Source organism: Helicobacter rodentium ATCC 700285, assembly GCF_000687535.1.
Lineage (GTDB): Bacteria > Campylobacterota > Campylobacteria > Campylobacterales > Helicobacteraceae > Helicobacter_D > Helicobacter_D rodentium.
Map to the genome: position 1 here is coordinate 129929 of NZ_JHWC01000004.1, position 13289 is coordinate 143217.

Genomic DNA, 13289 nt, shown 5'->3' on the forward strand with positions numbered 1-13289 from the left:
GAATCTCTCGCAATGACGCAGAAGCGGGATTCTAGCGATTCCATTAGCACAAAAGCGCACGAGAATAAAAGCAACTTTTCTAATGCGGAATCGCAAAATAAAAAATCCCAAAAGCCACATTTATGCTTTGCGGGGCATATTGATGTCGTGCCACCGGGCGAGGGTTGGGCGAGTGAGCCTTTTAATCCTACGATAAAGGAGGGATTCCTCTATGGCAGGGGTGCGCAGGATATGAAAGCGGGTGTGGCGGCTTTTGTGTGCGCGATTCGGGAGTTTGTGGATTGTTTGGAATCGCAAAACTTGCAAATCTCCACTAAAGGCGCAAATGTGGAATCCCAAAGGGCGCAAGATTCTAAAGAATTTCAAAAAGTTCAAATCCCACAAAGTTGCGATTTCACAAGTTCGCAAAACTTTAATGGAATCTTGTCGGTGCTTCTTACAAGCGATGAGGAGGGAGCGGCGATTTTTGGGACAAAATATACTTTGGAATGTCTCAAAGAGAGGGATTTGTTGCCCGATTTTGCAATCGTTGCCGAGCCTACAAGTGTGGAGAGGTTTGGCGATATGATAAAAGTCGGGAGGCGCGGTTCTATTAATGGAATCCTTAAGATATTTGGGCAACAAGGACATGTTGCTTATCCTAAAAAATGCTTGAATCCGGTGGATATTATCGCGCCACATCTCTCAAAAATTTCTGGACACAAGCTAGATAAAGGCAGCGAGGAGTTTGAGCCAAGCAGGATTGTGGTTACAGATATTCGCGGAGGGCTAGAGGTTGTGAATGTTACGCCCAATGATTTAAAAATTATGTTTAATGTGCGCAATTCTACGCAAACAAGCATAGAATCTGTGCGCAAATATTTGGAGCATTTACTTGCAAAAGCCCCGCATTCTTTGGAATTAAACCAAAGCTCCAAGCCTTTTTTGACAGACAAGCAAAGCTTAATTGTGCAAAAAATAGTCAAGGCACTAGAATCCCAAAACGGCTTTGCGCCCGAGCTTAGCACGAGTGGTGGAACGAGTGATGCGCGGTACTTCGCGGAATTTGGCGTGAAAGTCGTGGAGTGCGGCGTGTGCAATGATAGCATTCACGCGATTAACGAGCGTGTGCGAATGAGTGAAGTGGAGGCGTTGCAAAATACTTTTGTTGTTTTGTTGGCTCAATGGAATCTCTAAAGAAGTGCAATATTGTAGATTATTACGAAAGTCTAACCACCTCGTCATTGCGGGGCGTTAGCCAAAGCTATCCATAATCTTGCAAACCAAAGATTCTACCATTTTGTCATTGCAAACGAAGTAAAGCAATCCATAACATAGAATCTCGCAATGACTTTGTATGCAACATCATATTTGCACTAAAGTGGGTGCAAATGCCTATACAAAAGCACACCACGATTCCTTGTGGAATCTTATAGTAATACAATAGGGCTATTTGCTTTGCTCTTGTTGTGTAAGTAGTTTTTTGATTTCTACGATTCGTTTAGAATCACTTGGGTGAGTGGAGAAAAAATCAGAAGAGCTTTTCTCTCCATTATTAGACATTTTTTGCCAAAAGCTAATGGCGGCTTTTGGGTTGTAACCTGCTTTTTGCATTAGAATAATCCCTGCTTTGTCTGCCTCTAACTCGTGAGAGCGACTAAAAGGTAACATAACGCCTACATTGCTCCCTACATTATAGGCTGTTCCTGCGAGTTTGGAGTATTCTGGAGCTGCAATGTCTAATATGGCACCCAAAATACCTCCTCCTACTTGTTGAATCGTCTGCATACTCGCCCTCTCTGCACCGTGTCTTAGGATTGTGTGAGCTATTTCGTGAGATAGCACTACAGCAAGTTCATCATCACTAGCCACTAAGGGCATAATTCCTGTATATACAAATACTTTGCCTCCGGGTAGGCAAAACGCATTGACTTGTTTGTCCTCTAAAAGATAGAATTCCCAAGAAAAATCGGGACGTTCCGCAACATTTGCGATTTTTTGTCCTACGCGTTGAACCATTTGGGCTTGTTTGTGGTTGTTGCTTAATTTAGATTGCTGCAAAACCTGTTTTGCACTTTGTTCTCCTAGTGCAATTTCCTCTTGCGTATTTAAAAGCATTAATTGCGAACGATTGGTAAGGGCTGTGGAGGAACAAGCACTAAAGGATATGCTTAAAATAAATGCAAATAGAGCAAATAAGAGATGCTTCATTTAAAAACTCCTTTGATGATTTTAGCAGCAGTCAATTTTTGAGATAAATTGTATAGAAATTTTACTGAAAACCAAAATAAAGCTATCAGTTTTATAGGAAAAAATGTTAAAATAATTTTTATTTTAAATTAGGAACAAGGGTGGAGTATGCCAATTTTAAACAATCTTAAAGTGGGAACGAAATTGCTTTGCTTAATGCTAATTCCTTTAGTTACTCTTATTATTTTCTCACTTGTTTTAATTAGTGAGCGTTATAAAATTGTACAAGAATCTTTGTTGTTAAAACACGGGGTTACTTTAGCAACTAAAATATCTCTTGTGATTCACGAATTACAAAAGGAGAGAGGTACTTCCGCCGGTTTTTTGGGTTCAAAAGGCAAAGACTTTGGGGAGGCTTTACAGAAGCAACGCAAATTAAGCGATGAGAAAATTAAAGAATTGCACGATTTTTTGCAGTCTTTTGACTTGCATTCTTATCCTCAAAATACACAAAATTCCTTAAAAACTTCTTTGAGCCAAATCAGCAAAATTAATGAGATTCGGCAGGGAGTGGATTCGTTAAATGTTAAGGTAGGGGATATTTTAAGCTATTATACCGGCACTATTGCTCTAAATATCCAATCTATTGTTGAAATTATCAATATTAGCACAAACGATCAAATTACAAGAAGATTGGTCGCGTATGTTAATTTTTTAAACGCAAAAGAGAATGCTGGACAAGAGAGAGCAGTGCTTTCTAATACTTTTGGAGCAGATAAATTTGCCAATGGAATTTATAACCGCTTTATTGCTTTAATGATTGCTCAAAATATCTTTTTAGAGGATTTTAAACGTTATGCTAATTCTGATAACTATCAATACTATCTCAAAATAACTGAAGATAAGAGTTTTTCTGAAGTAGAGCGAATGAGAAAGATAGCAATGGAGCATTTTATAGATGGTGGATTTGGAGTAAAAGCAACCTATTGGTTTGAGACAATTACCCAAAAAATCAATTTATTAAAAAGCGTAGAAGATAAATTAGCACAAGGTTTGATAGAGAAAATTTCAAATATTGAAAGTGCGAGTTTGTTTAGTTTTTGGTTGATGCTTGGTGTGGCAGGTGTGGTGGTTATTGTTACTTTGGTAGTTGGTTATCTGATTGCGCATAGTATTACTTCTAGAATCCGTTTAATGAGGAAACATCTAATTGAATTAAAGAACTCAAAGGATATTAGCAAAGATTTTACGATTGAGAAAAATTCTGATGAAATAGGTGTTATCAATCAGGCTATGAGCGATTTTCTTGAAGCTATCCGAGAAATATTCTCTCAATTAGCTCCTCAAAGCAAACAGAATTTACAAACTTCAAAAAATTTGCTTGATAGTGCAAATCAAGTTTTAGTTCGCACACAGGAGGGATTTGAATTATCCAATAAAACAGAAGCAACAGGGAAAGAAGTGGAAAAAGCATTGGAAGATAATATGCGCAAAACAGATACCACAATGCAAGATGTTCTTTTGGCAAAAGAGGAGTTAGATAAAGCATCTAATGCCATTTCTAGTTTTACTCAAAATATTGCACAAGATGCACAATCGCAAGAAGATTTAGTGCATAATGTTACTTTGTTGGATAAAGAAGCTCAAAATATTAAAGGAATCTTAGGGGCTATTGATGATATAGCTTCTCAAACGAATCTCTTAGCACTAAATGCCGCGATTGAAGCCGCAAGAGCAGGGGAACACGGGAGAGGGTTTGCTGTAGTTGCCGATGAAGTGCGACAATTAGCTGAAAGAACGCAAAAATCCCTTAATGAAATTGACGCTATTATCAACACGATTGTGCAATCCATCAATGGAGTAAATAGTAAAATTACGCAGAGCGCAAAAAGTTTTCACCATATTGTAGATGAGTCTCAAATGATTCAGGAAATTATTTCTTCAGTAGTGGAAAAAATGGAAATTGTAAGCGTGTTAGCAAAAGAGAGCATTGATAGTTCTTTGACATTAAGCAAAGATGCAGGAATACTATTGGAGAACAATAAAACATTGAATCAAAATCTTCAGGAGATTGCTGGTGAAATGAATAGAATTTCATCGGTTTCTAATGAGCTAGAGAGTAGAGCAGTTGGAATGGAAAACAAAATTAATGAATTCAAATTTTAATTGTTTTATGGAATCCAATAAACAAGATAGAGTAGTTTAAGATTTAAGAGGGGTAGATTTGAAAAATATTTTTGAAAAATTAATGTGGAATGCTCGGCTTTTTATTATTTTAGCCGTTATTTTATCTCTAGTTGGTTCTATTTTGCTTTTCATTGTTGCGAGTGTAGATATACTTAAAGCCGCAAAACAAACTTACCTTTACTATGCTGGTTTATTGGAAAGTGGAGTAGATATTCATAATGTTTTGCTTAACACCATCATTATGGCTGTTGATTTATATCTTATTGCGGTTGTTTTGTTAATTTTTTCGTTCGGGCTTTATGAGCTATTTATTACAAAAATCCAAATCAAAGATGAAAGCGATTCGAAAGTATTAGAAATCCATACTTTAGACCAATTAAAGGATAAACTTGCAAAAGTGATTGTAATGGCTTTGATTGTAGCATTTTTCTCTAAAGTGCTGAATATGGGAATGAAAAGCACACAAGATATGCTGTTTTTTGCTATTTCTATTTTAGCACTTGCGATAGGATTGTATTTTTTACACAAAGATTCCAAACATTAAAGGTTTTTTATGAATCAAACATTTTTGTGTCTTTTTAAGATTCTATTCAAAAGCGGAATCGCAATACTTTTTCTTAGCTGCTTTGGTTATGCGCAATCATTAAAGGATATAAAATCTTTTAGTGCGGATTTTACACAAACTCTATATTCCTTTGAAGAGAATGCACAAAATCAAATTGTCTATAAAGGGAAAATCCAAGCACTTGCACCTGCAAGTGTGCGGTGGAGTTATGTCGTGCCGATTCCTAAAGAAATATTTATTGAGGAAGGAACAATGATTCTCTATGAGCCAAAGTTAGAACAAGCGATTTTTACACGATTGCAAGAAAATCTTGATTTGCTTACTTTGCTAAAAAATGCTAAAAAAATTACAGAGAATCATTATCAAGCAAACATTTTAGAGCAAAAATATGATTTGCTTTTAGAAAATGGAATCCCAAAGCAAATTAGTTTTCAAGATACATTGGGTAATAAGATTGAAATTGTTTTTGAAAATGCAAAAGTCAATGTTGCAATAGATCCAAAGATTTTTGATTTTAATCCAACAAGCGAGATTGATATTATTTATAATTAGGGGCTTGAAATATGAAGTTATTTAAAAAAAAATTTGTTCAATATTTGTTTAGTATGTTTGATTGTATTATTGATGGGTGTTGCACAAAATATTTCAAAACAGCTAGAAGATGCTGCTGATGCCATAGAGGTTTGCCAAATATCAGAACGACAAGATTCTGTATCGGTAAAATGCACAGATTCGCAACAATTTCAGCTTGGTATATTACAATTATTCTTAGCAATTAAGAATATGGGAGTTTTATGGAGTTATTTACTTGTTGTTTTGTTGATAATTATCATTAAAATATTAAAAGATAATTTTACAATAAGATATTAATTTTGAAAAGAATGTGTAAAAAAATAGCAGATTTGAAAATTTTATAAAAAATTTAAATATTTTTTACACTTTTTTAAAAAAGTTCGTTAAAATAAACATAACTTTAGAATTTTAAGGAGTTAAATATGGGAACTATAACATTAATCAACAATGAGACAGGAGAAAAGTTTGACTTTGATTTGATTGAATGTACGCGCGGTCCTAAGGCAGTGGATTTTAGTAAATTGTTTGAACGCACAAATATTTTTGCTTATGACCCGGGATATGGCTCAACAGCAGGTTGCGAATCCACGATTAGTTATATAGATGGTAAAAATGGGCAACTACTCTACAAAGGAATCCCTGTGGAAGAGATTGTGGAGAAGTATAAATTTACAGATGTTGCAAAGTTGCTCATTACAGGGGAAGCACCCAAAAATGAGGAGGAATCCAAAGAATTTGATTTGGAATTGCGCCACCGCAGTTTTTTACACGAGGGTTTAATCAATATCTTTAGTGCATTTCCCGATGGCGGACACCCTATGGCAAACCTTAGCTCTGCAGTTGCGGCACTTTCTACATTTCATTTTGACCATAAAGAAATGGAAGATGAGGGTGATTATCAAACAATGGCACGCAGAATCATTGCGAAAATTACAACTTTAGTGGCGTTCTCTTATCGCAATTCTATTGGTGCGCCTTTCATTTATCCAGACATTAGTCGCAATTATGTAGAGAATTTTCTTTATATGTTGCGTGCATATCCGGGTGGGAGACTAAAATATACATTAAAGGGTGAGGAAGAGATTACACCTTTAGAAGTGGAAGCATTAGATAAAATCTTCATTTTACACGCAGACCACGGACAGAATGCTTCTACAACTACAGTGCGCAATGTCGCATCTACGGGTGTGCATCCTTATGCGGCTATCTCTGCTGGGATTAATGCACTTTGGGGACCTGCACACGGAGGAGCTAACGAGAAAGTTTTGGTGCAGTTAGAGCAAATTGGTGATGTAAAAAATGTAGATAAGTTTGTTGCAAAGGCAAAAGATAAAAGCGATCCTTTTAGATTAATGGGCTTCGGACATCGTGTTTATAAGAGTTATGACCCACGCGCAAAGGCAATTAAAGCGTTAAAAGATGAACTAAACAAAAAGGGCATTAAAATGAATGCGCGTTTAAGCGAGATTGCGGAAAAGCTAGAAGAAGTCGCGCTTAGTGATGATTGTTTCAAAGAAAGAAATCTTTATCCCAATGTGGATTTTTATAGCGGAATCATTTTAACAGCACTTAAGATTCCTGTTCCTTTATTTACACCAATGTTTGTAATTGGTAGAATGCCCGGCTGGTGTGCGCAAGTAATGGAGCATATGAAGAATCCATACGCAAGAATCACGCGTCCAAGACAAGTGTATTTGGGGAAATAGATTTGGTAAGGGTTGTTTTATTTTTTGTTGGGTAGAATTGCCAACTTATTTTAAATGTATTAGGAAAATCAATGCAAAATGTAAATTGGAATCCAAAAAGTTGGCGAGATAGAATTGCCCTTCAGCAACCTGTTTATAAAAACCTCAAAGCCTTAGAGGAAGTTGAAAAAGAGCTAAGTAAATATCCTCCTTTGGTTTTTGCAGGAGAGGCAAGAAGTCTTAAAGCGCATTTGGCAAAAGTCTCCAAAGGCAAGGCATTTTTGCTTCAAGGGGGCGATTGCGCCGAGAGTTTTACAGACTTTAATGCTGTTAGGATTCGGGATTTATTTAAAGTTATTTTGCAAATGGCAGTTGTCCTAACCTATGCAGGGGCTTGTCCGATTGTGAAAGTCGGGAGACTTGCGGGGCAATTTGCTAAGCCGCGTTCAAGCGATACAGAAACGATTGGCGGGGTTACGCTACCTAGTTATCGTGGGGATATTATCAATGGAATGGAGTTTAGCGCAGAGGCTAGGGAGGCTAATCCAAAAAGAATCCTACAAGCCTATCATCAATCTGCCGCGACATTGAATCTAATCCGCGCATTTGCACAAGGAGGATTGGCGGACTTAAATCAAGTGCAAAAATGGAATCTTGATTTTGTAGATGGTGCGCAAAGTGAGCGTTTTTCTGATATGGCAAGTAAGATTACACAGGCTTTAGCTTTTATGCAAGCGTGCGGAATCACAGCAGAAAACACGCCCACTCTCCACGAAACAGAGTTTTTTACTTCTCACGAGGCTTTGTTGCTAAACTATGAGGAAGCCCTCACGCGCAAAGATCATTTAACGGGTGATTGGTATGACTGCTCTGCGCATATGCTATGGATTGGTGAGAGAACGCGGAATCTTGAGGGTGCGCATTTGGAATTTTTGCGTGGCGTGGGCAATCCTTTGGGTGTCAAGATTGGACCAAATGCCACAAGAGAGGATATTTTAGGTATTTGCGACATTCTTAATCCACACAATGAAGCCGGGCGTTTGAATCTTATTGTGCGTATGGGTGCAAATGTGATTTTAGATAAGCTTCCAAAACTCCTAGAATCTGTAAAAAGTGAGAAAAGAGAGATTGTTTGGAGTATTGACCCAATGCACGGCAATACAACCAAAGCGAGCAGCGGCTACAAAACGCGTTCGTTTGATAGTATTTTAAATGAAGTGAAAGCATTTTTTGAGATTCATAGAAGTGTTGGGACTTATGCGGGGGGTGTGCATTTGGAGATGACAGGCGAAGATGTAACTGAATGTGTGGGCGGAATGCAAGCTATTACAGAGGAAAATTTGGGTTGTAATTATAATACGCAATGCGACCCACGCTTAAATGCAAGTCAAGCAGTGGAGCTATCTTTTCTTATTGCTGATGTTTTAAAGAATCGTAACTTATAGGTTGCGATTCCGCTTCTTTTTTGTTTTGTTGTGTCAATTCTAAATTCTTAAAGTTTAAAACTGCTTTGGCAACATTGTCTAAGTGGCTAAAATTTGCAATTATTAAAAATTCCTTATTATTTTTTTAATTTTTTATAAAAATTTGTTTAAAAGTAGCTAAAACTATGCTACAATGCCATAATTTTTTAAATCAAAATATCAAATAAGGAAAAGGAATGCGAATTTTAATCGTTGAAGATGAAATCAGTCTCAATAAGACAATCACAGAGGGCTTAAATGAATTTAATTATCAAACCGATGTGGCAGAAAATTTAAAAGACGGGGAATATTATATCAGCATTCGTAATTATGATTTAGTGCTTGCGGATTGGATGTTGCCTGATGGTAGCGGACTTGAAATTATTAATCAAGTTAAAAACAAATCCCCTCGCACTGCTGTTGTAATCATTTCTGCAAGAGACGATGCGGAAAGTGAGGTGGAAGCATTAAGGGCGGGGGCAGATGACTTTTTGGCAAAACCATTTGATTTTAATGTATTGGTTGCAAGAATTGAAGCGCGTTTGCGGTTTGGTGGGACGAATCTCATTGAAATTGAGGATTTGGTGATTAATCCAGATGAGGAGAAAATCACTTATAAGGGGCAAGAGATTGAATTAAAAGGCAAACCTTTTGAAGTGCTAACACATCTTGCGCGTCATCGCGACCAGATTGTTTCAAAAGAGCAGTTGTTAGATGCTATTTGGGAGGAGCCAGAGCTTGTTACGCCCAATGTAATTGAAGTTGCAATCAATCAGATTCGTCAAAAAATGGATAAACCTCTTAATATTGCTACGATTGAGACGGTTAGACGCAGAGGTTATAGGTTTTGTTATCCAAAAGGAGTATAAGAGGAGATTATACTAAGCAAATCACAATCTCTTTTATTGCTCTTTTGGCGATATTTTCTGCTATGCTATACGCCTATCTTTATTTTGATACTTATGGTCGTATCAAGCATAGTCTCCAAGAGCGGTTGAATCATATTTTAAAAAATAATATCAGTTACCATGTCGGACAGAGTTTTTATATTCAAAGTCCTAGTCCTCTTCAAAAAGATGTTTGGCTAATTGAGGTTTTAGACACAAAAACACACCAAAGCACTTATGTGAAGTCAAAATTTCAAAACAATAGTGTCCATTATTCAATTCTTTCTCCTTATAAATTCAATAAAACACTTAAAATCACTAAGGACATTACGCAAGAGTTAAGGTTTTTAGATTCTGTTTTTAAGGGCATTGTTTTGATTGTCTTTTTTGCTTTCATCTTGATTCAGCTTTTTGCTCTTGCTTTTTCAAATATTCTTTACAAGCCCATACAAAAACTTTCAATGACGCTTGGAAAGCTCAAAGAACACGATTTAGAGCTTCTTAATCTTCAAGATTTGCCTTTAGAGTTCCACCCCTTGGTATTCTCCATTAATAATCTTTTGGAGAGAATCAAGAATTATTTTGGGGGACAAAAACAATTATTCATTGGAATCGCACACGAGCTTAAAACGCCTTTGGCAGTTATTAAAACAAAATGTGAAGTAACACTTATTAAAGAAAGAGAAAAAGAAGTGTATATTAATGCCTTAAAAGAAAATATCCAAAGCATTAATGAAATGAATGCAATTATTAAAACATTGTTGGATTTAGGCAGACAAGAAAGTGCGCAATTTGAAAAATCTAGCCTTGTAGATGTTTGTAAGATTCTACAAAATATTGCGGATAATTTTCATATCCTTAGTAAAAAGGAAAAGAAGCAATTTATTTGCAGACTTCAAACCGATGAGCTTTTGATTAAAATTAAACCCACACTTCTTACACAGATTGTGCAAAATTTTTTACAAAATGCTTTTAAATTTACTCCAACGGGCAAAAGTGTCTTGCTTACAAGTGAGGTTGTAAACCAAGAAATCCTCCGTATTGTTGTGATAGATGAGGGTTGTGGGATTGATTCAGAATTGGAGGATATTTATGCACCTTTTAAACGTTCGGGAAACAAGAGTGGAGCAGGACTTGGATTATTTCTTGCAAAGAACGCTGCTAATGCTCTAGGGGGAAGTATTTTATTGCAAAATCGTTTGGACACCAATGGGACGATTGCTACTTTTGAATTAAAAATTACAAATCTAAAATAAGGAACGAAAATTGCTAAAACTTCTGCAAAAGGAGTTTTTATGCGATGGATTTTTATTTTATGTGTTTTTGTTAGTTTTAATTTTGCGTTGCCACAAATAGAATTTAAAAATTCTTGCGTTCCTTTAGCGCAATTTTCCAAATCACAAAAAGAAGTCTTGTTGCGTTCTTATCTTGCTGGGAAAAACGAAGGATTTGGTCTCACTCTTGCGGCGATTGCTTGGCAAGAATCCTGTGCAGGTGAATACAAAATGAACTTTCAAGATCCAAGTGCAGGGAATTTTCACGCCTATATACCGGGCGTAATTAATCGTTATCCAAAATTAAAACAAAACGGATTTACACAAAATATGGTAGGGGCAATGTTGGTTGAAAATGATCATTTTGCAGAACAAATAGCTATTACAGAGCTTAAATATTGGCAAAAAGAGCATAATGGGAATTGGCGGAACATTATTAAGTCTTATAATAAAGGTTATAGTTGGCAAAAAAGTGAGCAAGCGAATATATTAGCCGAAAAATATTATCAAGAAGTCGCAATGCGCGTAAAACAATTAGAATCTTATTTTCAAAATAGGGAAGCACAAGAAATGCTATTAAAAATATCGCAAAATACTCCTAAATCTACTAAGCTTGAAAGCTTGAACAAAACACAAAAAATTAGCGAGGATTCCAACAAAATACCCACAAAAGAATCTCAAGATTATTATGCTTATGGGGAAAATTCTATTGATTATGATTCCAAATTTTTGCCAATTTATCAGGTTGGCAATGAGTTTGCCACTCCTTTTAAAGCAAAAAAAACAATCATAAAGGAATTTGATTTATTGGAAATTTATTGATTGTGTTTGAAGTTTGTTTTGTGCAGACTAGGACAACCTATAAAAATTAAATAGAATTTTGTTATTATCCAAAGAATCAAAGAAGTTTTCAAAAGGAATATTTATGCGGATAATTTTTATGGGAACACCGGAATATGCGGCAACAATTTTAGAATCCCTATTAGCTAAACACGAAGTTTGTGCGTTGGTGTGTCAAGAGGATAAAAAGGCGGGACGCAATATGCGTTTGCAAATGCCTGCAACTAAAGAATTATTGTTAAAAAAAGAACTCAAGATTCCGATTTTTCAGCCTACAAGATTAGATGAAGGTTTTATTGAAGAATTTAAAAAGATTCCATGCGATAGGATTATCGTTGCAGCTTATGGGAAAATTTTACCCCTAAGCATACTAAAGTTTGCTCCTTGCATTAATTTGCACGCTTCTATTCTACCAAGTTTTCGTGGAGCTAGTCCAATTCAACAAAGTATTTTAAAAGATGAGGAATATTTTGGTGTTACTGCTATGCAAATGAGTGAAGGATTGGATTGTGGAGATATTTTAGGTTTTAAAGTGATCCGAAATAGATTGCAAAGTAAAACAGAATTATTCTTAGATCTTGCGAGAATTGCAGCAAGTTTGACATTAGAATATTTGCAAAGATGCGATTCCGTTATTCCTTTGAGACAAATTGATGCAGACGCAAGTTATTGTAAGAAAATCAAAAAAAGCTTCGGGCAAGTAGGATTTGAAAACGCGAATTGCTTGGTAAAAAAAGCTCGTGCTTATGAGGGGTGGCCAGAAATTTATTTGGAAAATGGTTTAAAGTTAAAGGGAGTGAAAATGGCAGAATCCCTAAGTGAAAATATTGCGGGAGAGATTTTATGTATCACCAAAGAACAAATAAAAATAGGTTGTCAAAAAGGAAGCGTTTGGGTAGAATCTTTGCAATCCCCTTCCAAAAAGGCTGTTAGTGCCTATCAGTATTTGCAGGGAAAACATTTGAGAATTGGAGACATTTTACAATAAAATGCAAAGGATAGAATTTGATTGTATAGAATCTACCCAAATCTTTTTGAGTGAGGGAATCCGTAAGGGAGAATTAAACCCTCCTGTAATGATAATAGCGAATCAGCAGAGTAAGGGGGTTGGAAGTCGTGGCAATGTATGGGAAAATGTTAGAGAGGGATTATATTTTTCTTTTGCGCTTGGGATAAGTTCTTTGCCACAAGATTTGCCTTTAGAATCCGTATCTATTTATATGGGATTTCTTTTTAAAGAGGTTTTACGAGAAAGAGGGTCAAAGATTTGGTTAAAGTGGCCTAATGACTTATATATAGAGGATAAAAAAGTGGGTGGAGTTTTATGTGCAAAATTAGAGAAAGTTATTCTCTGTGGCATTGGACTAAATATAGAAGTTGTAAATCAAGATTTTGGTGGGTTGGATATAAAAATTTCCAAAGAAGAAATTTTGGAATCTTTTGTGGAAAAATTGGAGAATAATGAAAAAAAGTTTAGTTGGAAGCAAATTTTTAGTAAATATTCGTTAGAATTTTCAAATAATTTCAAGTATGCTTTTCACTATAAAGGAAAACTAACCTCTCTTGACAATGCCCTGCTTTGTGAAGATGGTTCAATTTTGATTGAGGGTGAAAAGATTTATAGTTTAAGATAGTGGAGTGGAAGA

At 35.9% G+C, this 13289-nt stretch carries 13 protein-coding genes; 12 read left to right on the plus strand and 1 reads right to left on the minus strand.

Annotated features, from left to right (window positions below; all coding sequences use genetic code 11):
* Positions 1-12: 12 nt before the first annotated feature.
* A complete protein-coding gene (gene dapE / locus BS85_RS0104345; RefSeq protein WP_084310167.1) occupies positions 13-1176 on the plus strand; it encodes a succinyl-diaminopimelate desuccinylase in 1164 nt (387 codons plus the stop codon).
* Positions 1177-1428: 252 nt separating this feature from the next.
* Here the strand turns inward: dapE and BS85_RS0104350 are convergent, their stop codons facing one another.
* Complete coding sequence (locus BS85_RS0104350) at positions 1429-2190, minus strand: M48 family metallopeptidase (RefSeq protein WP_026943732.1); 762 nt, start codon at positions 2188-2190, stop codon at positions 1429-1431.
* A gap of 147 nt (positions 2191-2337) precedes the next feature.
* Here BS85_RS0104350 and BS85_RS11915 point away from each other — a divergent pair, with 147 nt between their 5' ends.
* The 11 genes from BS85_RS11915 (at position 2338) to BS85_RS0104405 (ending at position 13277) form a co-directional block, all read left to right on the plus strand.
* A complete protein-coding gene (locus BS85_RS11915) occupies positions 2338-4335 on the plus strand; it encodes a methyl-accepting chemotaxis protein (RefSeq protein WP_026943733.1) in 1998 nt (665 codons plus the stop codon).
* A gap of 82 nt (positions 4336-4417) precedes the next feature.
* Entirely contained in the window at positions 4418-4900 is a 483-nt protein-coding gene (locus BS85_RS0104360) for a YqhA family protein (protein ID WP_034551165.1), read from the plus strand.
* A 9-nt stretch (positions 4901-4909) separates the two neighbouring features.
* A complete protein-coding gene (lolA, locus tag BS85_RS0104365) occupies positions 4910-5473 on the plus strand; it encodes a LolA-like outer membrane lipoprotein chaperone (RefSeq protein ID WP_034551143.1) in 564 nt (187 codons plus the stop codon).
* Between the two features lie 72 nt (positions 5474-5545).
* Positions 5546-5791, plus strand: a complete 246-nt coding sequence (locus BS85_RS0104370; RefSeq protein WP_156938047.1) for a hypothetical protein — start codon at positions 5546-5548, stop codon at positions 5789-5791.
* 125 nt (positions 5792-5916) lie between these two features.
* On the plus strand, positions 5917-7200 hold the full coding sequence (locus tag BS85_RS0104375; RefSeq protein WP_026943737.1) for a citrate synthase: 1284 nt from the start codon (positions 5917-5919) through the stop codon (positions 7198-7200).
* A 71-nt stretch (positions 7201-7271) separates the two neighbouring features.
* Positions 7272-8624 carry a class II 3-deoxy-7-phosphoheptulonate synthase gene (locus tag BS85_RS0104380; protein WP_026943738.1) on the plus strand — a complete coding sequence of 451 codons (1353 nt, stop codon included), beginning with the start codon at positions 7272-7274 and terminating at the stop codon, positions 8622-8624.
* A gap of 215 nt (positions 8625-8839) precedes the next feature.
* On the plus strand, positions 8840-9511 hold the full coding sequence (gene hsrA / locus BS85_RS0104385) for a homeostatic response regulator transcription factor HsrA (protein ID WP_026943739.1): 672 nt from the start codon (positions 8840-8842) through the stop codon (positions 9509-9511).
* A complete protein-coding gene (locus BS85_RS0104390) occupies positions 9490-10785 on the plus strand; it encodes a sensor histidine kinase (RefSeq protein ID WP_026943740.1) in 1296 nt (431 codons plus the stop codon). The genes hsrA and BS85_RS0104390 overlap by 22 nt, the downstream gene beginning before the upstream one ends.
* A gap of 39 nt (positions 10786-10824) precedes the next feature.
* Positions 10825-11625: a hypothetical protein gene (locus tag BS85_RS0104395; RefSeq protein WP_026943741.1), complete on the plus strand. Its 801-nt coding sequence runs from the start codon at positions 10825-10827 to the stop codon at positions 11623-11625.
* Positions 11626-11728: 103 nt separating this feature from the next.
* The gene (locus tag BS85_RS0104400; RefSeq protein ID WP_026943742.1) at positions 11729-12631 is read left to right on the plus strand and encodes a methionyl-tRNA formyltransferase; all 903 of its coding nucleotides are present in this window, start codon (positions 11729-11731) and stop codon (positions 12629-12631) included.
* Entirely contained in the window at positions 12612-13277 is a 666-nt protein-coding gene (locus tag BS85_RS0104405) for a biotin--[acetyl-CoA-carboxylase] ligase (RefSeq protein WP_245596285.1), read from the plus strand. Before BS85_RS0104400 ends, BS85_RS0104405 begins: the two co-directional genes overlap by 20 nt.
* The last annotated feature ends 12 nt before the right edge of the window (positions 13278-13289 follow it).